The sequence below is a fragment of the Novosphingobium sp. genome, assembly GCF_040398825.1.
Classification (GTDB): Bacteria; Pseudomonadota; Alphaproteobacteria; order Sphingomonadales; family Sphingomonadaceae; genus Novosphingobium.
On the sequence record NZ_JBBATI010000027.1, the window covers coordinates 30,997 to 52,192 of the forward strand.

At 65.8% G+C, this 21,196-nt stretch carries 19 protein-coding genes; 16 read left to right on the forward strand and 3 right to left on the reverse strand.

The features are described from left to right. Positions 1 to 66: 66 nt before the first annotated feature. From ABWP89_RS13360 to arfB, 9 genes are all read left to right on the forward strand, one after another. On the forward strand, positions 67 to 444 hold the full coding sequence (locus ABWP89_RS13360) for a VOC family protein (RefSeq protein WP_353229866.1): 378 nt from the start codon (positions 67 to 69) through the stop codon (positions 442 to 444). Positions 445 to 688: 244 nt separating this feature from the next. Next, positions 689 to 1,378, forward strand: coding sequence for an EF-hand domain-containing protein (locus ABWP89_RS13365; RefSeq protein WP_353229867.1), 690 nt, complete (start codon positions 689 to 691; stop codon positions 1,376 to 1,378). 77 nt (positions 1,379 to 1,455) lie between these two features. Then, the gene (locus tag ABWP89_RS13370; protein ID WP_353229899.1) at positions 1,456 to 2,187 is read left to right on the forward strand and encodes a response regulator; all 732 of its coding nucleotides are present in this window, start codon (positions 1,456 to 1,458) and stop codon (positions 2,185 to 2,187) included. Position 2,188: 1 nt separating this feature from the next. Next, positions 2,189 to 3,715: a sensor histidine kinase gene (locus ABWP89_RS13375; protein ID WP_353229868.1), complete on the forward strand. Its 1,527-nt coding sequence runs from the start codon at positions 2,189 to 2,191 to the stop codon at positions 3,713 to 3,715. Between the two features lie 174 nt (positions 3,716 to 3,889). Then, entirely contained in the window at positions 3,890 to 6,586 is a 2,697-nt protein-coding gene (locus ABWP89_RS13380; protein ID WP_353229869.1) for a M1 family metallopeptidase, read from the forward strand. Between the two features lie 61 nt (positions 6,587 to 6,647). Further along, complete coding sequence (gene pabB, locus ABWP89_RS13385) at positions 6,648 to 8,468, forward strand: aminodeoxychorismate synthase component I (protein ID WP_353229870.1); 1,821 nt, start codon at positions 6,648 to 6,650, stop codon at positions 8,466 to 8,468. 3 nt (positions 8,469 to 8,471) lie between these two features. Continuing rightward, positions 8,472 to 9,653: a pyridoxal phosphate-dependent aminotransferase gene (locus tag ABWP89_RS13390; RefSeq protein WP_353229872.1), complete on the forward strand. Its 1,182-nt coding sequence runs from the start codon at positions 8,472 to 8,474 to the stop codon at positions 9,651 to 9,653. Then, positions 9,650 to 10,327: an RluA family pseudouridine synthase gene (locus ABWP89_RS13395; protein ID WP_353229873.1), complete on the forward strand. Its 678-nt coding sequence runs from the start codon at positions 9,650 to 9,652 to the stop codon at positions 10,325 to 10,327. The genes ABWP89_RS13390 and ABWP89_RS13395 overlap by 4 nt, the downstream gene beginning before the upstream one ends. Continuing rightward, entirely contained in the window at positions 10,324 to 10,737 is a 414-nt protein-coding gene (gene arfB, locus ABWP89_RS13400; protein ID WP_353229874.1) for an alternative ribosome rescue aminoacyl-tRNA hydrolase ArfB, read from the forward strand. The genes ABWP89_RS13395 and arfB overlap by 4 nt, the downstream gene beginning before the upstream one ends. Before the next feature lie 281 nt (positions 10,738 to 11,018). On the opposite strand, the gene ABWP89_RS13405 is transcribed toward arfB, so the two are convergent. Beyond that, on the reverse strand, positions 11,019 to 11,240 hold the full coding sequence (locus tag ABWP89_RS13405; RefSeq protein WP_353229876.1) for a hypothetical protein: 222 nt from the start codon (positions 11,238 to 11,240) through the stop codon (positions 11,019 to 11,021). Between the two features lies 1 nt (position 11,241). Next, a complete protein-coding gene (locus tag ABWP89_RS13410) occupies positions 11,242 to 11,577 on the reverse strand; it encodes a hypothetical protein (RefSeq protein ID WP_353229878.1) in 336 nt (111 codons plus the stop codon). 146 nt (positions 11,578 to 11,723) lie between these two features. Between ABWP89_RS13410 and ABWP89_RS13415 the strand changes: the two genes are divergently transcribed. The 6 genes from ABWP89_RS13415 to ABWP89_RS13440 all read left to right on the forward strand — a co-directional run bounded on the left by ABWP89_RS13415 (position 11,724) and on the right by ABWP89_RS13440 (position 18,886). Continuing rightward, complete coding sequence (locus ABWP89_RS13415; RefSeq protein WP_353229901.1) at positions 11,724 to 12,755, forward strand: ArsR/SmtB family transcription factor; 1,032 nt, start codon at positions 11,724 to 11,726, stop codon at positions 12,753 to 12,755. Further along, the gene (metF, locus tag ABWP89_RS13420) at positions 12,752 to 13,687 is read left to right on the forward strand and encodes a methylenetetrahydrofolate reductase [NAD(P)H] (RefSeq protein ID WP_502915291.1); all 936 of its coding nucleotides are present in this window, start codon (positions 12,752 to 12,754) and stop codon (positions 13,685 to 13,687) included. Before ABWP89_RS13415 ends, metF begins: the two co-directional genes overlap by 4 nt. Beyond that, complete coding sequence (locus tag ABWP89_RS13425; RefSeq protein WP_353229879.1) at positions 13,684 to 14,742, forward strand: homocysteine S-methyltransferase family protein; 1,059 nt, start codon at positions 13,684 to 13,686, stop codon at positions 14,740 to 14,742. The genes metF and ABWP89_RS13425 overlap by 4 nt, the downstream gene beginning before the upstream one ends. A gap of 2 nt (positions 14,743 to 14,744) precedes the next feature. Beyond that, positions 14,745 to 17,378, forward strand: a complete 2,634-nt coding sequence (gene metH / locus ABWP89_RS13430; protein WP_353229880.1) for a methionine synthase — start codon at positions 14,745 to 14,747, stop codon at positions 17,376 to 17,378. A gap of 94 nt (positions 17,379 to 17,472) precedes the next feature. Beyond that, on the forward strand, positions 17,473 to 17,958 hold the full coding sequence (locus tag ABWP89_RS13435) for a cupin domain-containing protein (RefSeq protein WP_353229881.1): 486 nt from the start codon (positions 17,473 to 17,475) through the stop codon (positions 17,956 to 17,958). 199 nt (positions 17,959 to 18,157) lie between these two features. Next, positions 18,158 to 18,886, forward strand: a complete 729-nt coding sequence (locus tag ABWP89_RS13440; RefSeq protein ID WP_353229882.1) for a hypothetical protein — start codon at positions 18,158 to 18,160, stop codon at positions 18,884 to 18,886. Between the two features lie 133 nt (positions 18,887 to 19,019). Here ABWP89_RS13440 and ABWP89_RS13445 read toward each other — a convergent pair whose 3' ends face one another. Further along, the gene (locus ABWP89_RS13445) at positions 19,020 to 19,715 is read right to left on the reverse strand and encodes a DUF2490 domain-containing protein (protein WP_353229883.1); all 696 of its coding nucleotides are present in this window, start codon (positions 19,713 to 19,715) and stop codon (positions 19,020 to 19,022) included. A 244-nt stretch (positions 19,716 to 19,959) separates the two neighbouring features. Here ABWP89_RS13445 and ABWP89_RS13450 point away from each other — a divergent pair, with 244 nt between their 5' ends. Beyond that, the gene (locus ABWP89_RS13450; protein ID WP_353229884.1) at positions 19,960 to 21,186 is read left to right on the forward strand and encodes a cation:proton antiporter; all 1,227 of its coding nucleotides are present in this window, start codon (positions 19,960 to 19,962) and stop codon (positions 21,184 to 21,186) included. The last annotated feature ends 10 nt before the right edge of the window (positions 21,187 to 21,196 follow it).

Genomic DNA, 21,196 nt, shown 5'->3' on the forward strand with positions numbered 1-21,196 from the left:
TTTGTTCCTGATATGTTCCGTCCAGGCCGATTCGGTCGGATGTGCAGACGGGAAGGGAGAACGACCATGATCGGCTATGTGACGTTGGGGACCAGTGACCTGGTGCGCGCGGCGGCGTTCTATGACGCGATCGCGGCAGAGCTTGATACGCCGCGCATGTTTGAAACCGATCGCTCGGTGGCGTGGGGCGCACCCGGCGGCGCACCCGGTATCGGGCTGACGCTGCCATTCGATGGTCAGCCGGCCAGCGTGGGCAATGGGGTGATGGTCGCATTTGCGGCGCGCGATGCGGCACAAGTCGATCGGCTGTACGCGCTGGCGCTCAGCCATGGCGGCACCGACGAAGGCGCGCCGGGTCCGCGCGGCGAAGGCGGCTTTTACGCCGCCTATTTCCGCGATCCCGACGGCAACAAGCTGAACGCCTTTGTCATGTCCGCAGGCTGACGCACGACGCACAGACGCGCGCAACCCGCGACACAATGCGACAAAATTGCGTGGGTTCGGGCATAGCCCTGCGACAGGTCGGGGCTATTCCCTTGGTCAGAAAGTCGCGGGGTGGCCCTTTTCAGCCCCCAGCAACCCCCGGGCAGGCCACCCCCCATTCAGCCTGACCCGCGGGGCCGCCCTGCGGCTTTCGCCTGCCACCGGCGCATTGGCGCCGGATTGGCTTTGCCCAGGGACCATGCCGATGAAAACGATCCATTGCGCCGCGATTACGCTTGTTCTGCTGTCCACCGCCGCGCTGGTCAGCGCCGCGCCAGTGGCCATGGCAGGGCCCGGGCCCGCCGCCACTTATGCCGAGGTAACCGCCATGGCCGACAAGATGTGGACGCGCATGGACGCCAACCACGACGGCCGGATCGACGCGGCCGACCGCGATGCGCGGATGCTGGAACATTTTGTAAAAGCCGACACCAACCACGACGGCATGGTCAGCAAGGACGAATTTCTGGCGCAGGTCCACGCCCGCGCCGCACAATGGCACGCCCATCATCCCGACGATGCCGATGGCCCGCCGCCGCCCGGCCATGACGGGCTGGACCATGACGGGCCCGATCAAGACGGGGCGGATCATGGCCCCATGCACCCCGGCATGGGGCGGCATCCGGGCGGCATGATCGGCATGGCGGTCATTCATCCCGCAATGCGCGCGGCGCGCCACGATGATGCGATCACCCGGCCGGCGTTCGACGCCGCGATCAAGGCGCGGTTCGCTGCGCTCGATACCGATCACAACGGCACGCTGACTCGCGATGAATTGCGCGCTGCGATGCGCGACGCCTGGGGTCACGCCGGCCATGGCCCGCACCACGGCTCACACGATGGCGCTCATCACGGCGAAGGCATGCCGCCCCCGCCGCCGGCCGACGCGATGTGACCGGGCCGATGACGCACCCGATGCCGATCCCGACAACCGTGCTGGACCGCACTGCCCGATCGGATAGACTGGTCGACATGACCGAACCATCGCTGACCGAAATCCTGCTGGTGGATGATGAACCAGGCTTGCGCGAACCGCTGGCCGACTACCTGGTCCGCCAGGGGTTTGCGGTGACCCAGGCCGCCAGCGCGGCAGAGGCCCGCGCGCAGATCGCCGGGCGGGTGTTCGATCTGGTGCTGCTGGATATCATGATGCCGGGCGAAGACGGGCTGTCGCTCTGCCGCCACCTGGCGGAAACGCGGCGTCTGCCGGTCATTTTCATCACCGCGCGGGGTGAATCGACCGATCGCATCGTCGGGCTGGAAATTGGCGGTGATGATTATGTGGTCAAACCGTTTGACCCGCGCGAGCTGGTGGCGCGCATCCGCAGCGTGTTGCGCCGTGCCACCCGGCCGCTGTCGGCGGCGGATGATGCGGTGGTCTATCTGTTCGAAGGCTGGCGGCTCGATCCGCTGAAACGGCGGCTGATCGATCCCGAAGGCGTGCTGGTGTCGATATCATCGGCAGAATTTCGGCTGCTGGTGGCGTTTCTTGATCACCCGCGCCAGGTGCTCGACCGCGACCGCCTGCTCGATATGGTGCAAGGGCGCGAAGCGCATCTGTTTGACCGCGCGGTCGATAACCAGATCAGCCGGCTGCGGCGCAAGATCGAACCCGACAGCCGCAATCCGCAACTGATCCAGACAGTATGGGGCGGCGGCTATATGCTGGCGGCCGAGGTGCGCAAGATCGCCGGGGAGGGCTGACGTGACCTGGCTGCGCAGCCTGCAGGGCCAGATGATGCTGGCGATCGCGGCCGCGCTGCTGGTGGCACAAGGGCTGTCGGCCTGGCTGGTATGGCACGAATTGCACCAGCGGCACATCGCCGCGCTGGTCAATGGCGCGGCGATGCGGCTGATCGACAACCGCGCATCCGGGCCGGGGCAACCCGATCCGTGCCCCCCCGGCGCCCGCCCGCCGTATGGCCCGCTGGCGGTGCCCCTGCCGGGTGCTGGCGCGCCGGGTGCTGGCGCCCGCCTGGCACCGCCATTTCCGCCTGGTGGGCCGGGCGACGACATGTTGCGCCTGCCGCGTGCACTGCACGTGCATCGCGATGCCGGATCACCCGCGCAGGCCGGTGACCACCGGCTGACCGAGGTGGAAACCGCGTTGCGCGATATGCTGGTGGCGCAGGGCGAAACGCCCGGGACGCTGCTGGTGGTGGCGCGCGATGCCGAACATGATCCGCTGCTGCGGCCGGCGCTGGCGGCGTTGCGGGTGCGGTTTCGCCTGTCGGGCGACAGCATATTGCCCCCGCTGGTGGTCGCCGCCGAACGCCAGCCCGATGGCAGCTGGCTGACCGTGCGCAGTTTCATGCCGATGAATGAATCGCTGCTGCTGTTCCGGCTGCTGCGCCAGACGATCCTGACGTATATCCTGCTGACCGGGGTGGTGTGGGTCATCCTGCGGCGGATCACCCGGCCACTGCGCGCGCTGACCGGGCGGCTGGCCAGTTTTGCCGCCGATCCGGGTATTGCCGATCAACTGGTGCCGCAGGGCCCGCGTGACATGCAACAGCTGATCATCGCACAAAACGCGATGGAAGCGCGGATCAGCGCGCTGCTGGATGAAAAAAATGTGATGCTTGGCGCGATCGGCCACGATCTGAAAACGCCGCTGGCGGCGCTGCGCGTGCGGATCGAGGCAGTGGAGGACGCCGGCGAACGCGCGCGGATGGCCGCCACGATCGAAGAAATCAACCGTTCGCTCGACGATATCCTGTCGCTGGCGCGTGTTGGACGCCCGACCGACCCGGTCGAATCCACCGACATTTCGGCGCTGGTCGCCGATGTGATCGATGAATATGCCGACATGGGCGATGATGTCGTGCTGGATACCGATGCTGCGGACACCAATGCCACTGCCGGGGTGTCGCAACGGCTGGTGGCGCCGGTGCGCGGCATCTGGTTACGACGCGCCTTGCGCAATCTGGTATCGAACGCTCTGCGCTATGGTGTGCGGGCACGGGTGCGCGTCTATCGCGACGGGCGGATGGTGGTGTTGCAGATCGATGATGATGGCCCCGGCATTCCCGCCGGATCGATCGCGCGGATGATGGAACCGTTCACGCGGGCAGAAGAATCGCGCAACAGCGCGACCGGCGGGGCCGGGCTCGGGCTGACGCTGGCACGCGCGATTGCCGATCAGCATGGCGGTTCGCTGACGCTGGTCAACCGTATGGAGCGGGACCGGATTGCCGGACTGACAGCGCTGTTGCGGGTGCCGCTGCTCTAGCGTTCCCGGGGTGGCGCCATGCTGCTGGTCGATGGGGCATTGACCCCGGTCGAATGGACCTGCGATAGCGATTGCCATGGCAACCATCGCCCGGCAAGGCGCGCGTCCTGTTCGTGCGCGCCCGTCATGGGCATACTCCACTCCACCATATCCCGTTGATAAAGGCTAATTCCATTGCGCTCTGCCCATCGCCTGTTTCCTGCGCTGGCCCTGACCGGTTCGGTGCTTTCGCTGATCGTTGCCGCGCCTGCGCTGGCTGACACGAACGCACCTGCGCCCGCGGCCGCTTTCCCTGCCGAAGGAACGCTGGCGCACACCGCGATACCCGGCCATTACACCATCGCCATCCGCCCCGATGCCACGGCGCGGACCTTTGCCGGGACGGTCGGGATCGACATTGCGGTGCCGGTGGCGACCCGCACCATCGTGCTCAACGCGTCGGCGTTGAAGCTGGGCGCCGCCCGCCTGATCCGCGCCAAGGGCCGCGCCACACCACTGGTGATCAGCTATGACGAGCCGGAGCAGACCGTCACGCTGACCGCGCCGGCGCCGATTGTGCCCGGCAGCTATCGCCTGGATATACGCTATACCGGCCCGATCGGCACGCAGGCCGATGGCCTGTTTGCGCTGGATTACAATGGCACCGATGGCAAGCCGACACGCGCGCTGTTCACCCAGTTCGAGCCGAGCTCTGCGCGGCAATTCGCGCCGATGTTCGATGAACCGTCATACAAGGCGACGTTCGATCTGTCGGTGGTGGTGCCCGCCGACCGCATGGCGGTCAGCAACATGCCGGTCGCCAGCGAAGCGCCAGCCGGTCCGGGCCTGAAAACGGTCACGTTCCGCACCACGCCGAAAATGTCGTCGTACCTGCTGTTTTTCGGCACCGGCGATTTTGAACGCCTGGCCAAGATGACCTCCGTCGGGGTGGAAGCAGGCATTGTCGCACCGCGCGGCAGTGGTGAACAGGCGCGCTTTGCGCTGAACGAACTGGCCGGGCTGATCCCGTATTACAACGACTATTTCGGGCAGAATTACCCCTTGCCCAAAATCGACAACATAGCCGGACCGGGCCAGTCGGAATTCTTTTCGGCGATGGAAAACTGGGGCGCGGTGTTCACGTTTCAGCGCGATCTGCTTGATGATCCCAAGGTAACCTCTCCCCGCGCGCGCCAGTTCATCTCTGAGGCGCAGGCGCACGAAGTCGCGCACCAGTGGTTTGGCGATCTGGTGACGATGGCATGGTGGGACGACCTGTGGTTGAACGAAGGGTTCGCCAGCTGGATGGAAACCAAGGCCACCGACCATTTTCACCCCGACTGGTCGATGCTGGTCACCCGCGTCGCCGGTCGCGAAGCGGCGATGGGCCTGGATGCGTTCCGCACCACCCACCCGATCGTGCAGCACATCCGCACCGTCAACGAAGCCAACCAGGCGTTTGACGCGATCACCTATCAAAAGGGTGAAGCGGTGCTGGCCATGCTCGAAGCCTATGCCGGCGAAGACACCTGGCGCAACGGCATCCGCGCCTATATGGCCGCGCACAAGTTCGGCAACAGCCACACCATCGATCTGTGGAACGCGGTGGAGGCGGCCGGCGCCAGCGGGCTGACCACGATCGCCACCGATTTTACCACCCAGCCGGGCATCCCGCTGGTGCGCGTGGCCAGCCAGACCTGCACCAATGGCATGACCACGCTGACGCTGACGCAGGACGAATTCACCCGCGACCGCGTGGGTGAGGCATCCACCCGGCGCTGGCACGTGCCGCTGCTGGTGGCCGCCGGCGGTGCCGCACCGGTGCGGTCGATCATGGCCGATGGCCGGGCGACGCTGACCATCGATGGCTGTGGCCCGGTGGTGATCAATGCCGGGCAACTGGGCTATTACCGTTCGCTGTATACCCCGGCCGGCCTTGCCGCGCTGACTGCCGCGCTGCCTGGGCTGGCGCCGATCGACCAGCGCGGGCTGGTTTCCGACCAGCTGGAACTGGGGCTGGCCGGCTATCAGCCGCTGGCGCCCGTGCTTGATCTGTTGGCGGCGGTGCCGCGCGATGCCAGCGCGCGGGTGGCGGTGGAGGCGGTGCAGCGGTTTGCCGGGGATTCGACACAGAAGACAGACGGGCTGTATGACCGGCTGTCGGGCGATGCCGATGCGCAGGCCCGCCTGGCGGCGCGTGCAATTGCGCTTTGGCAACCGCGCCTGGCCACGCTGGGTTATGACCCGCGCGATGGTGAGGCATTGCCCGACGCCGATCTGCGTTCCACGCTGGTCAAAGCGCTGGGGCACATAGGTGAACCCGGTGTGCTGGCAGCGGCGCGGGCGCGGTTTGCCGCGCTGGACCATGATCCGCACGCGCTGGATGGCGCGTTGAAACAGGACTGGATCGGCATCATCGCGCGCAATGCGAGCCCGGCCGACTGGGACAAGCTGGCGCGCCTGGCACAGGCCAGCACATCGACGGTCGACCGGTCGAACCTGTTCACCGCACTGGGTTCTGCGCGCGATGTGGCACTGGCCCGACGCGCGCTGGATCTGGCGCTGACCGACCAGCCCGGTGCAACCACCTCTGCGGCGATCATTTCGGAAGTGGCGAACGAACACAGCGAACTGGCGTTCGATTTCTTTATCGCGCATCGCGATGCCATTCTGGCGCTGGTCGATGCCTCTGCGCGCACGACCTATATCGAACGGCTGGCGGCACATGCCGACAGCGCGGTGATGGTGGACAAGCTGACCGCCTATGCCGCGACGCTGCCCGCCGATGCCAAAAAGCCGGTCGCACGGGCGATCAGCCGGCTGAACGACCGGCTGTCGGTCAAGGCACGGGTGGCGCGCGAAACCACGGCCTGGCTTGCCAAGCAGTCCTGAAGGGAACTGACCGCTCGCGCCTTTTGCATCGCGGGCAGTGAACGGCTAAGGCCCGGGCGTCATGACCCGGGCCCCCTTTCTTTTGCTGGATGACGCGCGTGCCGATGGCGCGGCGCCCGCGCGGCTGTACCGCGATCCGGTCGAGATCGTGGTGGCGCGCCATGCCGCAGAGGTTGTGCCCGCGCTGGCGCGGATCGGCGCGACGCCGGGCCGCTGGGCTGGCATGATCGCGTATGAGGCGGGGCTGGCGCTGGAACCCAGGCTGGCGCCGCGCGCGACCCGGCGCACCGGTGCGGCCGGGCCGCTGGTATGGTTTGCGCGCTTTGCCGATGTGACCGAACTGGCGGGCGCGGATGTCGATGCCTGGCTGGATGACCACAGCGCCGGGCCGGGCGTGCTGGGGCCGCTGGTGCCGCTGCTGTCGACCGGTGGCTATGCCCGGGCGTTTGCGCAGGTGCAGGATGCGATCGGTGCGGGCGACACCTATCAGGTCAATCTGACGTTTCCGCTGGGGGGAACCTGGCGCGGCGATCCGCTGGCAATCTATCGCGCGCTGCGCAATGATGCGCGTGGCGGCTATGGCGCGGTGCTGTGGGATGGGTCGCACTGGACGCTGTCGGCATCGCCCGAACTGTTTTTCAACGTCGATCACGGCGTGGCCACGGTGCGCCCGATGAAGGGTACCGCGCCGCGCGGACGCACCGCGGCAGAGGATGCGGAGAGCCGCGACCGCCTGATCGCCAGCGTCAAGGACCGCGCCGAAAACCTGATGATCGTCGATCTGATGCGCAATGATCTGTCGCGGCTGGCGGTGCCGGGCAGCGTGCAGGTGACCGCGCCGTTCGCGATCGAAAGCTATCCCACCGTGCACCAGATGGTCACGACCGTGCGCGCCACGCTGGCGCCGGGCCATAGCGCGGTCGATCTGGTGCGCGCGATCTTTCCGTGCGGATCGGTCACCGGCGCGCCGAAAATCCGGGCGATGGAACTGATCGATGATCATGAACGCGATGCGCGCGGGGTCTATTGCGGGGCGATCGGCCATATCGATATTCCTGATGGCGGTCAGGCTGGGGTTGAGGCTGGCCGTGCGCAGTTCAATGTGGCAATCCGCAGTGTACGGCTGGCGCCCGATTATCCGGGCGCGGCCGGGGGCCGGGCGACGATGGGCGTGGGTTCGGCAGTGGTGGCGGATTCGGCCATGCTGGGCGAATGGCGCGAATGCGTGATCAAGGGGAATTTCTTGCGATTGTCCGCAGGCCAGGCCGATCTGATCGAAACGATGGCGTTTGACCCCACCCGGGGCATTGCGCTGATCGAACTGCATCTGCAGCGGTTGCGCGACAGCGCCGCCGCGCTGGGCTTTGCATTTGACCGCCACGCCGCGCGCAACGCCATCCAGGCGCTGTGTTTTGATCTGGATGCGCCCGCCAAGGTACGGCTGGTGTGCGCGCGATCCGGCGCGATTGCGCTGGAAACGATCGCGCTGCCGCCGGCGTCCGATCGCCCGCTGGCCTGCGCGGTGCTGCCACTGCCGGTGGCAGCGGATGACTGGCGGTTGCGGCACAAGACCACCGATCGCGGGTTTTACGAAGCGGCGCTGGCCGCCGCGCGCGGGGCGGGGGCGGATGAGGCGCTGCTGCTGCGCGATGACGGGCTGATCACCGAAGGCAGCTTTACCAACGTGTTCGTGCGCCGCCGTGATGGCCGGCTGGTGACCCCGCGCGCAGAACACGGGCTGTTGCCGGGGGTATTGCGCCGCAGCCTGATCGATGCGGACAAGGCAGTCGAAGGCGATGTCGTGCTGGATGATCTGCGCGAAGGATTTTTGCTGGGCAATGCGGTGCGCGGGCTGGTTCCGGCGCAGTTGCTGGACAATTAGGCCATGACCGCCAGCCTGGAAAGACTTAGCGAATCGCTGGCGCGGATTGCGCCATCGCGCACCACCGCGATGACCGACCGCGCAATTGCACTGCGCGCCGCCGGGCACGACATCATCAGCCTGTCGGTGGGCGAACCCGATTTTCCCACCCCCGACCATGTCAAGGCGGCGGCCAAGGCTGCGCTCGATGCCGATGACACGCGCTATACCGCGGTCGCCGGGACCGAAGCGCTGCGCAATGCCGCGGCGCTGCATTTTCAGCGCGATCTGGGCCTGACCGTGCCGCCGGCGCAGGTGATCGTTTCGGCCGGGGGCAAACAGGCGATCTTTCACGCGCTGGTCGCCACGCTCGATCCGGGTGACGAGGTTCTGATCCCTGCGCCGTGGTGGGTCAGCTATCCCGAAATCGTGCGCTTTGCCGGGGGCACAGTGGTGCCGCTGGCGACAGTGGCGGCCGGCGGTTACCGCATTGCCCCCGAACAATTGGCACAGGCGATCACGCCCAAAACGCGCTGGCTGCTGCTCAACAGCCCGGGCAATCCCACTGGCGCGGTCTATTCCGCCGATGATCTGGCGGCACTGGGCGCGGTGCTGCGGTGCCATCCCCAGGTCCTGGTACTGAGCGACGATATCTATGCCCCGCTGCGCTATGTGCCGGGGTGCCACGCGACGCTGGCGGTGGTCTGCCCCGATCTGGGCCCACGCGTGCTGACCATTTCGGGCGTATCGAAAAGCCATGCGATGACGGGTTTCCGCATCGGCGTGGCGGCCGGGCCGGCCTGGCTGATTGCGGCGATGGCGCGGCTGCAATCGCACAGTTCGGGCAATGCCTGTTCGATCAGCCAGGCCGCGGCGGTGGCGGCATTCACCGGGCCGCAGGACTTTCTGACCGACTGGTGCCAGCGCTTTCGCGTGCGGCGCGACCGCGTGGTCGCTGGCATCAACACCATTCCCGGGCTATCGACCCCGGTGCCCGATGGCGCGTTCTATTGCATGATCGACGCCACCCCGCACATCGCCCGGTTTGGCGATGATGAAGGCCTGGCGCTGCATCTGCTGGATCACGGCGTCGCGGTGGTGGCGGCGTCGGCATTTGGCGGGCGTGACGGGTTTCGCATCAGTTTTGCCACCGACACCGATCGGATGGACCGCGCAATTTCGCGCATCGCAAAGGCCTTGTCATGACCATCGTCAACCACGCGCTGACGATCCTGTTCGAAGACGCGGAGGCGCTGGTGATCGACAAGCCGGGCGGCCTGCCGCTCGATCGCCCGCGCGCCGGTGGCCCGTCGCTGGAGGACCGGGTGGATGAACTGCGGCTGGGGTTTCAGCGATCGCCGTGGCCGGTGCACCGGCTGGATCAGGATACGTCTGGCTGTTTGCTGATGGCGCGCAACCCGCGCGCGCTGAAACGCTATTCCGCGGCGTTTGAGGCGCGGCAGGTGGCCAAGGTCTATTATGGCGTGGTCGCCGGGCTGATCGCGGAATCGTCCGGCACGATCAGCCTGAACCTGTCCAAGATCAGCAGCGAAAAGGATGGCTGGCGCATGATCCCCGCGCGCGCGGGCAAGGCGGCGGTCACACATTGGCGGGTGATCGACCGCCGCGACGGGCTGACCTTGGTGGAATTCCGCCCCGAAACCGGGCGCACGCACCAGATTCGCGTGCACGCCGCGTCGGGCCTGGGCCATGCGCTGCTGGGCGACCCGGTCTATGGCCGCAAATTGCCGGGCGCACGCACCATGCTCCACGCCGCGCGGCTGGACGTGCCGCGTGAGGGCAAGGACGCAATTCACGCGGTCGCGCCGTTGCCCGCCGATTTCGTCGCGCTGGGCTTTGCCGTCGATTCGGTGCCATGATCCGGGATGCGGTGATCGAGCGCGCGCTGGCGCTCGTCAGCGAAAGTTTTATCACCGCGACCGGCCCGGGCGGGCAGAATGTCAACAAGGTCGCCACTGCGGTGCAGTTGCGCATCAACATTTATGGCTTGCGGTTGTCGCCCGAAGTGTTTGCCCGGCTGAAGCTGCTGGCCGGCAGCAAGCTGACGGTTGGTGGCGAAATCGTGCTGACCGCGCGGCGGTTCCGCACGCAGGAATCCAACCGCGCCGACGCGCGCGAACGGCTGATCGCGCTGCTGGATGACGCCATGAACCTGCCCGAAAAACGCGCCAAAAGCCGGCTGAACCGCGTTGGCAAAGTGCAGCGGCTGGCCGGCAAGAAGATCCGCGGCACGGTCAAGGCCGGGCGCGGCAAAGTACGGGTGGATTGACCGACAAAGCCCTCCCCCTCTTGATCACAAGCTTTCCATATCGCCGGATGGCGCTGCAACACTTTGTTTTTCTTGCACCCGCTCATGCTGAGCTTATCGAAGCACACGCGCAGACATTCGCCTCGCACGATTGTCACTGCGCCCTTGGGCAGGTGTTTCGCGGGTGCTTCGACGGGCTCAGCATGAGCGGATCTTTTTGATATTTATCGGGAAAGTGTTTGCAGTAGAGGTTATCTGATTCCTGCGGCCATTGAGTGGAGCGGCTTGCTTGGGCCGCCCGTTCAATGTTTGGGCTTGGGCAGCTTTGCTTCGCCTTCACCGATGTCGGCGGGGACGGTGGCGTCGACCAGCGGGGCAGCCGGGCGTTTGTCCAGCATCGCGGCGGCGGCGTCCAATTGGCGCGCCTCGCCCCGGGTCACGCCGCCGGGACCGGGGTCGCTGTCGCTGGAACACGCGGCCAGCATCAGCAATGCCGCGCAGGCCGCCAGGGCACGCGCGGTCATGTCATTGCGCCGGGGGCTGGTGTGCGGGGGCGGTGTCGCCACCCTGCTGCTGTTCGGCCTCCGCAGCGGCGGCACGCGCCTGTTCGGCGACCGATGCGGCGTTTTCGGCATCGCTGGTGGCAGCGCTGCGTGCGGCCTGCGCGGCGGTAGAGGCATCGGCATCGGGATCGCGCGCGGGCGGCGGCGCGGCCAGCGAGGGCGGCCCGGCGGGCAGATCCGCGGCGGGCATTTCGACGCTGCTGGTGGTGGCGTCATCGCTTTCGGGACCGTGATGCCCGCATCCGGTCAGCAGGAGAGTCGCTGCGGCAAGCACGGCAATCGGGGCAAATTTGGTCATCAAAATCCTCGCAGGGCAAATACTCTCGTCCATACTATCGGCCGCGCGACGTCCTGTCCAATCGGCAAAGCCGTGAGTAATGCATACAGATATAACAATCTCTTTATATGACTTGAATGATATAAGGATATCTTTATATGGGGGTAATGACCACCGCGATCCCGCTTATCGATACCCTGCGCGCCCTGGCCGATCCCACGCGCCTGCGCATCATGCGGCTGCTGGCCAGCATGGAACTGGCGGTGGGCGAACTGGCGCAAGTGCTGGGGCAAAGCCAGCCACGCGTGTCGCGCCATGTCAAGATTTTGTGCGATGCGGCATTGGCCGAACGCCGCCGTGAAGGCGCCTGGGTGTTTTTGCGCGCGGCCAGCATGCGCAAGTCCGGTGCCGCCGGACGCGCGCCAAACACCCCCGGCGCCGCGCCGCTGGTGGTCGCCGTGGCGCAGTTGCTGGCCCAGGCCGAAGACGCCGATCCCGCCTTTGCCAGCCAATGCGCAGAGGACCGCGCGCATCTTGATGCCATCCGGCTGGGGCGGCAAAGTCATGCGCAGGACTATTTTGCCCGCCACGCCGCCGAATGGGACCGGTTGCGCAGCCTGCATATCGCCGATGGCCCGGTCGAGGCGGCGCTGACCGCGATGCTGGCGGGCGATTCGGGCGATGCGTCGCTGGGCCGCCTGCTCGACGTCGGCACCGGCACCGGGCGCATGGCAGAGGTGTTTGCCGACCATGCCGCGCATGTCACCGCGCTGGACCACAGCCCCGACATGCTGCGGCTGGCGCGCACGCGGTTGCAGCATCTGCCGGCCGGCAAAGTCGAACTGATCCAGGGCGATTTTGCCCAATTGCCGTTTGCCGCCGCCAGTTTTGATACCGTCTTGTTCCACCAGGTGCTGCATTATGCCCAGGCGCCAGAGGCGGTGCTGGCCGAGGCGGCGCGGGTGACCGCGCCGGGCGGGCGGATCGCGATTGTCGATTTCGCCGCGCACGAACGCGAAGATTTGCGCAGCCAGCACGCCCACGCGCGCCTCGGTTTTGCCGACGCGCAGATTGCCGCGATGTTTGCCGATGCCGGGTTTACCCCGCTGGCCGAACGGGCACTGGCGGGCAAGGAACTGATCGTCAAACTGTGGACCGCGCAGCGTCGCGCCCCCGCACAAACCGGCGCAACCCCATGACCGAGGCACCGATGGCCGATTCCCCGCACCTTGCCAATGTTTCCGCGGCCGACGTTCCCCCGTTTGCCGCAATGACCGGGGACGTGCGCGTCAGTTTTGAATTTTTCCCGCCCAAGACCGACGCGATGGAAGCGCAGTTGTGGGACGCGATCGGCGCGCTGGCCCCGCTCGACCCGGCCTTTGTGTCGGTTACCTATGGCGCCGGCGGGTCCACCCGTGAACGCACGCATGCCACGGTCGCCCGGCTGGTGCGCGAAACCGCGCTGATCCCGGCGGCGCATCTGACTTGCGTCGGCGCCAGCCGCGGCGAAATCGATGAAATTGCTGACCGCTACTGGGAGGCCGGCGTGCGGCATATCGTGGCGCTGCGTGGTGATCCGCCGCCAGCATCGGCCGGGCAGTTCGTGCCCCATCCCGATGGCTATGTCAGCGCGGCCGATCTGGTCGCCGGCCTGGCCGCGCGCCACCCGTTCGATCTGTCGGTTTCCGCCTATCCAGAGGTTCATCCCGAAGCGCTGAGCGCAGAGGCCGATCTCGACAATCTGAAGCGCAAGATCGACGCCGGGGCCACCCGCGCGATCACGCAATTCTTCTTTTCGCCCGATATCTATTTCCGCTTTATCGATCGCGTGCTGGCGGCCGGGATCACCGTGCCGGTGCTGCCGGGGATCATGCCGGTGACCAGTTTTGCCGGCATCCGCCGCATGAGCGGCAACACCACCATTCCCGACTGGCTGGCGGCCACGTTTGCCGGGCTGGACGATCGCCCCGGCCCGCGCGCGCTGGTGGCGGCGGTGGTGGCCGCCGATCTGTGCCAGCGGCTGTACCAGGGCGGCGCTCGCGATTTCCATTTCTACACGCTCAACCGCGCCGACCAGGCCTATGCGATCTGCCAGCTGCTTGGTCTGCGCCCACAGGATACCCGGTCATGACCTTTGCCCCCGCGCCCGCGCGCACCGCCTTTCTGGAACAGGCGGCACAGCGCATCCTGATCACCGATGGCGCGTTTGGCACCGAAATCCAACGCAGCGGCCTGACCGAGGCGGATTATGCCGGCGCGCTGGGGCTGGGCCATGATCAAAAGGGCAATAACGATATCCTGGTGCTGACCGCGCCGCACGTGATCGAGGGCATCCATCGCGCATACTTTGCCGCTGGCGCCGATCTGGCAGAAACCAACACCTTTTCCGCCAACCGCATCAGCCAGGCCGATTATGGCGCCGAACACCTGGTGCGCGACATCAACCTGGCCAGCGCCCGGCTGGCGCGCCGCGTTGCCGATGAATTCACCGCCGTCGATGGCCGGCCGCGGTTTGTGGCCGGCGCGATCGGCCCTACCAACAAGACGCTGTCGCTCAGCCCCGATGTCAACGACCCCGGCTATCGCGAGGTCGATTGGGACGGCATGGTCGCGGTCTATGCCGAACAGGCACACGCGCTGGTTGAGGGCGGGGCCGATTTCATCCTGGTGGAAACCGTGTTCGACACGCTCAATGCGAAAGCGGCGATCATGGCGGTGCGGCAGGTGGAACAGGCATTGGGGCGCGATGTGCCGCTGATGCTGTCGATGACGCTGACCGATCTGTCGGGGCGCAACCTGTCGGGCCATACGGTAGAGGCGTTCTGGTACGCCGTGCGCCATGCCCGCCCGCTGACGGTGGGGCTGAACTGTTCGTTTGGCGCACACCAGCTGCGCCCGCATGTCCGCGCGCTGTCGCAGATCGCGCAGACGCTGATCATGGTCTATCCCAACGCCGGGCTGCCCAACGAACTGGGCGAATATGACGAAGAGCCGCCGACGACCGCCGGGCTGGTGCGCGAATGGGCGGAACACGGCCAGGTCAACGTGTTGGGCGGGTGTTGCGGATCGACCCCCGATCACATTGCCGCGATGGCCGCTGCCGTCACCGGCCTTGCGCCGCGCGGCCTGCCCGATGTTCCGGTGGCCACGCGGCTGGCCGGTCTTGAACCCTTTGTAATGGCCTGATTATGACCGAAAACACTGCCCCCGCTTCCGCCGGATCGCGCTTCGTCAATGTGGGCGAACGCACCAATGTGACCGGTTCGGCCGCGTTCAAGAAACTGATCATGGCGGGTGATTATACCAAAGCGGTGGAAGTCGCGCGCCAGCAGGTCGAAAACGGCGCGCAAGTGATCGACGTCAACATGGACGAAGGCCTGCTCGACGCCGAAATGGCGATGACCACGTTCCTGAAACTGATCGCCGCCGAACCCGATATTGCGCGCGTGCCGGTGATGATCGACAGTTCGAAATGGACGGTGATCGAGGCCGGGCTGAAATGCGTGTCGGGCAAACCGATCGTCAATTCGATCTCGATGAAGGAAGGCGAAGACGCGTTCCTGGCGCAGGCGCGCAAATGCATGGATTATGGCGCCGCGGTGGTGGTCATGGCGTTTGACGAACAGGGCCAGGCCGACACCCGCGCGCGCAAGGTGGCGATCTGCCAGCGCGCCTATGCGCTGCTGACCGGGATCGGTTTCCCACCCGAAGACATCGTGTTTGATCCCAACGTGTTCGCGGTTGCCACCGGGATCGAAGAACACGACCGTTACGCGCTCGATTTTATCGAGGCCGCACGCGAGATCCGCGCCACCTGTCCGCATGTCCACATCTCCGGCGGGCTGTCGAACCTGTCGTTCAGCTTTCGCGGCAACGAAACCGTGCGCCGCGCGATGCATTCGGTGTTTTTGTACCATGCCATTCCGGCGGGGATGGACATGGCGATCGTCAACGCCGGGCAGCTCGACATCTATGATGCGATCGACCCGACCCTCCGCGACCATTGCGAAGACGTGCTGCTGATGCGCCGCGCCGATGCCACCGAACGGCTGATCACGCTGGCCGAAAGTTTCAAGGGCAAGGATGCCGTTGCCGAAAAGGCGGCCGAGGAATGGCGCGGCTGGGATGTCGCGCGCCGGCTGGAACACGCGCTGGTCAAGGGCATCGATGCGTTCGTGGTCGAAGATACCGAAGAGGCGCGGCTGACCCACGCCCGCCCGATCGAGGTGATCGAAGGGCCATTGATGGACGGCATGAACACCGTCGGCGACCTGTTCGGCAGTGGCAAGATGTTTCTGCCGCAAGTGGTCAAATCGGCGCGGGTGATGAAAAAGGCGGTCGCGCACCTGATCCCGTTTATCGAGGCATTGAAAGAGCCCGGTGCCCGGCCAAAGGGCCGCATCATCATGGCCACGGTCAAGGGCGATGTGCACGATATCGGCAAGAACATCGTCGGCGTCGTGCTGCAATGCAACGGGTACGAGGTGATCGACCTGGGCGTAATGGTGCCGTGGACCCGCATCATCGACACCGCGCGCGAGCACGATGTCGATATCATCGGCCTGTCCGGGCTGATTACGCCGTCGCTGGATGAAATGGTGACCGCGGCCGAGGAAATGCAGCGCGCCGGGCTGACCATTCCGCTGCTGATCGGCGGGGCGACCACCAGCAAGGTCCACACCGCGCTGCGCATCGATCCCGCGTACAAGGGCCCGGTGATCCACGTGCTGGATGCCAGCCGCGCGGTGGGCGTGGCCAGCCAGCTGCTGTCCGATACCCAGGCCGATGCCTTTATCGCGCAGACCGCCAGCGATTATGACGAAGTGCGCGTGGCGCGCGCGGGCAAAGGCCCGTCCAAACTGCTGACGCTGGACGCGGCGCGCGTGAACGCGTTTGCGCCCGACCTGTCGGAAAAGGCGCCTCCGCCCGAACAACCCGGCCGCCATGTGTTTGACGATTGGGATCTGGCCGATCTGGCGAAATACATCGACTGGACCCCGTTTTTCCGCGCGTGGGAATTGGCCGGAAACTTCCCCGCCATCCTGGATGACGATGTTGTCGGCGAAAGCGCGCGTGCGCTGTGGGTGGATGCGCAGGCCATGCTGGCGCAGATCATCGATGAAAAATGGCTGACCGCGCGCGGCGTGGCGGAATTCTGGCCCTGCGCGCGCCATGGCGATGACGTGGTGCTGCATCTGGATGGCGGCGACACCCATGTGCGCCTGCCATTCCTGCGCCAGCAATTCGGCAAAAGCCGGGGCAAAGATGGAAAAGGGCGGGCCAATTTCTGCCTGGCCGACTTCATCGATCCGGCGGGCGACTGGCTGGGCGGCTTTGCCGTCGGCATCCACGGCATCGAACCGCATCTGGAACGGTTCCAGGCCCAGCACGACGATTATTCGGATATCCTGCTCAAAGCATTGGCCGACCGCTTTGCCGAAGCCTTTGCCGAGGCGCTGCACGCCCATGTGCGCCGCACACTGTGGGCCTATGCCCCGGGCGAGGACCTGAGCGTCGAAGCGCTGATCCATGAAGATTTTGAGGGTATCCGCCCCGCGCCAGGCTATCCGGCATGCCCCGATCACAGCCTGAAACCGATCCTGTTCGACCTGCTGGACGCAACCAATACCGCCGGGCTGATCCTGACCGAAAGCCAGGCGATGCTGCCCACCGCCGCGGTCAGCGGTTTCTATTTCGCCCACCCCGAAAGCCAGTATTTCGGCGTTGCGACCATCGGCCGCGACCAATTGGCGGACTATGCGGTGCGGCGCGGGATCGATCTGCCGACGGCAGAGCGCTGGTTGCGGCCCAATCTGGATTAGGCAGCGAATTGCGGCCCCTGCCGCGCTTGGGTAATTGCCGAACCTTCCGGCCCGTGGCGGTGACGCTATCGTCGCATCTTTCAGGAGAGCGGCCATGGCCATTGCGATTACGGATGTACGGATCGAGGATGTCGGCCCGATGCCGCAGGCGTTCGACATTGAACGCGCGACCAACCGCAATGGCGATTACCGGTCGGTGGCGTGGAGCGGCCGCTATTTGCAGGTCACGCTGATGTCGATCCCGGTCGATGGCGATATCGGGCTGGAGGCTCATCCCGAAACCGACCAGTTCCTGCGGATCGAATCCGGCAAAGGCCGCGTGCAGATGGGCGCCGACAAAGACTGGCTGACCTTTGACGAACAGGTCGATGCCGGCTGGTGTGTGCTGGTCCCGGCCGGAACCTGGCACAACATCACCAATATTGGCGACACGCCCATGCAGGTTTACACCATCTATGCGCCGGTGCACCACGCGCCCGGCAAGGTGCAGGCGACCGCCGCCGATGCAATGGCCGACACGCACGATGAACCGCCGGCATGGTCGGTGCAGCCCGCGCACGCGCCAGACAAACATGGCTGACGTTCACGGTCACTTGCGCCCGTCATAAAATCCTGACAGCCAGTGAGACTTGGCAAGGGGTTGAAGCGAACGTGCGAGCCGACCGAATACCTGCGACCGCGCGCCACAGGTGTGCCCACAGTGGCGCGGATATGCTGCGGGTCGCGCGCGGAATTGTTGGCGCGCCAGTCCAAAGTCCGTTGATCCCGGACCCTGGGCAATGATCGCGCGAAGAGCGGCGCTGGCCCAGTTGGGCATCGCTGCAACAGCCGTACTGACGGGATGCGGCATTGTGGGTCCGTGGTTCCCAAAGTACCGTTTTCGCCTGACGGTCATGATGGAAACACCCGGAGGCCTGCGAACCGGTTCAAGTGTTTACGAGGTCAAAACGTCTCGAACAGGCGAATGGTTACCGGCATCGCCCAATCAGATGGGTTTCGCGGTGCGGGGCCAATCCGTCGTTGTCGACTTGCCTGGTGCAGCGCTGTTCACGACGCTCGATCCCGGCTGGCTCGGCAGCGTGATGATCAATGCGAGCGAATACCACCATCGCCAAACGCGCTCGCCCAGCGGCCTGATCGAGCCGGCGGAGATCCGCGCGATCGCCGGTGACCCGGTCCAACTGGTCCTGCCCCGCAGGTTTTCAGACGATGACTGGAATACCGGCTACCCGAAAATGGTCCGTTTTCGCAACGAGCGCGATCCTGCCAGCGTGGAATGGGTCAATCCCGATAATCTGTCGGCCTCGTTTGGCGCAGGGATCCGGTTGAACGGATTGACCGTGCAGATCACGCAAGATCCGGTCGGGCTTGGCCTGTCGCAGCGGCTGGCGTGGCTAAGTGATTATGCCCGCTCTGGAAAGCGGCTCAATGGCAGCACCAACATCGCGATTGCGGACAATCTGGCGAACAACAATCTTGGTGCCGGCGCATTTTTATCAGACGATTGATCCGGAATGGAATGACCATGAGCCTACAGCCGCCCTGGCATGATTTCATGCAATCGGCGCCGTATTGCCCACAACGCGATCGTCCACGCAGGCAACACCAGTCTGATCACCGTCAGCAGAGCGCTGGCCGTGATCAGAAATGCACGGTCAGGTTGACGGGAATGGCATTGTTGACCAGCGTCGGCCCGGCCCGGTACAGGCGCTGGTTAAGATAGCCGATTTCGATATCGGCGTGCGGCGACACCGGCACGGATATCCCGACAAACGTGCGCAGCTGATCCCGTGTGCGGCGCTGGCCTGTGGTTTCGTTGAGGGCAATGAACGGCTCGGCCGAGACTGCGATACTTGGCGCAGTCTTGCCGCCCAGCGGAACCGACACCCGCAGCTGTTGCCGCCAGCGCCAGCTGGTGGCGTCGACGCCGCCGATAAAGCGCTGTTCAAGCCGGGTGCGCGTCGAAATGTGCAACGGACCCAAGGTCCCGATGACCCAGTTCACTTGCCCGAGCACCTGACTTTCGTGGGTGTTCCGGGCATTGGGAACGTAAGTCTCGTAATGCACATAGCCGATCCAGCCGGTGACATGTCTGGTGAAGGCATGGCCGACCAGAAACCGCGTTTCGATTTGCGAGTTCCGACTGTTGTCGGCGATCCGGCCGGTCGCCTCACCCGACAGCAGCACGCCATCGGCAACCGGGCCACTTACCAGCACGGTCGGCCAGGGCTGAACCGCCTGGGCCTGCGCGCGCAATGGCGCGGTGCAACCGGCCATGGCCGTCAGCATCGCGCCGGCAATGCGCAGGGCCGGATGAAGCGAATGAATTTCCGGCACGATCCGCTCCAAGACAAGGGCAGCGATGCTTTGGCAGTGGCCTGACTGTGGATCGCGGGGCCTGTGGGGTAAGCAAGCCTGCGGTAACAATGTCAAGCATGCTTCGGTCGCGGCCGGGACCTGGTCGGCGGGCGAGGGCAACCGGACCTGGGGCATAGGTATTCCCGCGCGGGTGGCCTTTCATCCGGCTTGCGCTTTTTGCTGTGTGCTGCGCACATCACTGGAAACAAACCGGGTGGGATAAATGGGGACCAGCGAAATTTTCCTGATCGCGCTGACGGTCATTCTGGCGCTGCCATATGCGGTGTGGCGGCTGTTGCGCACCGATCGCTGGGCGCCGCTGGTGGTGGTGCAGATCATCGGCGGCATCCTGCTGGGGCCGGGCGTGCTGGGCGCGGCCTATCCCGGGGCCTATGCGTTTGTGTTCAATCCCCAGGTGATCGGCGCGCTGAACGGGATTGCGTGGTGGGCGGTCATGCTGTTCGTGTTTGCCGCCGGGCTGGAGCTTGATCTGGGCCATGCCTGGGCCAATCGGGGCGAAACGCTGGTGACCGCGGGGTCGGCGCTGCTGGTGCCGCTGGCGTTTGGCGCAGGCGCGGCGGCGGTGGTGCTGCAATACCCGGGGTGGATCGGGCCGCATGGCAATTATGTGCAGGGTGTCGCCGGCATCGGCATGGCGTGTGCGGTCACCGCGCTGCCAATCCTGGTGCTGCTGATGGAAAAGCTGGAGATATTCCGCAAACCGCTGGGCGACCGGCTGTTGCGCTATGCCAGTTTTGACGATGTTGCGATCTGGGGCGTGCTGGCGCTGATCCTGCTCGATTGGAGCAGGGTGGGCCGGCAGGGGCTGTTCCTGGCCGGGTTTGCGCTGGCCGCGTGGGGTATGCGACGGTGGATTGTGCGGATGCCCGAAAACGATCGCTGGGCGGTGGCGGTGGTGTGGCTGGCGGCCACCGGGTTTGCCGCTGACTGGTCGGGGCTGCATTTCATGGTCGGCGCGTTTCTGGCCGGTGCGGTGCTCGACGGCGGGGCCTTTTCGATCGCCCGCCGCGATGCGCTGCGTGATGTGCTGTTGCTGGCGCTGATGCCGGTGTTTTTCCTGTCCACCGGGTTGCGCACGCAGTGGGGGGCAGGCCTTGGTGGCGCGGGCGCGTTGGCAGTGTTTGGCGCGGCGGCGCTGTTCCTGGTGGCGTCGGTCACGGGCAAGCTGGCGGGCACGCACATCGCCGGGCGCATCCTGGGCTGGGCCCCGGGTGAGGCGAGCGTGATTGGCTGGATGTTGCAGACCAAGGCGCTGATCATGATCATCTTTGTCAATGTCCTGCTCGACCGGCAGATCATCACCGCCGAAACCTTTACCGCGCTGCTGCTGATGGCGGTGGCCAGCACCGCGCTGACCGTGCCGATGGTGCGGCCGCGGCTGGCGCGCATGCGCGCGGCGGCGGGTGGGGAGGCGGGGCGGGAGGTATGAGTCGCGCCTG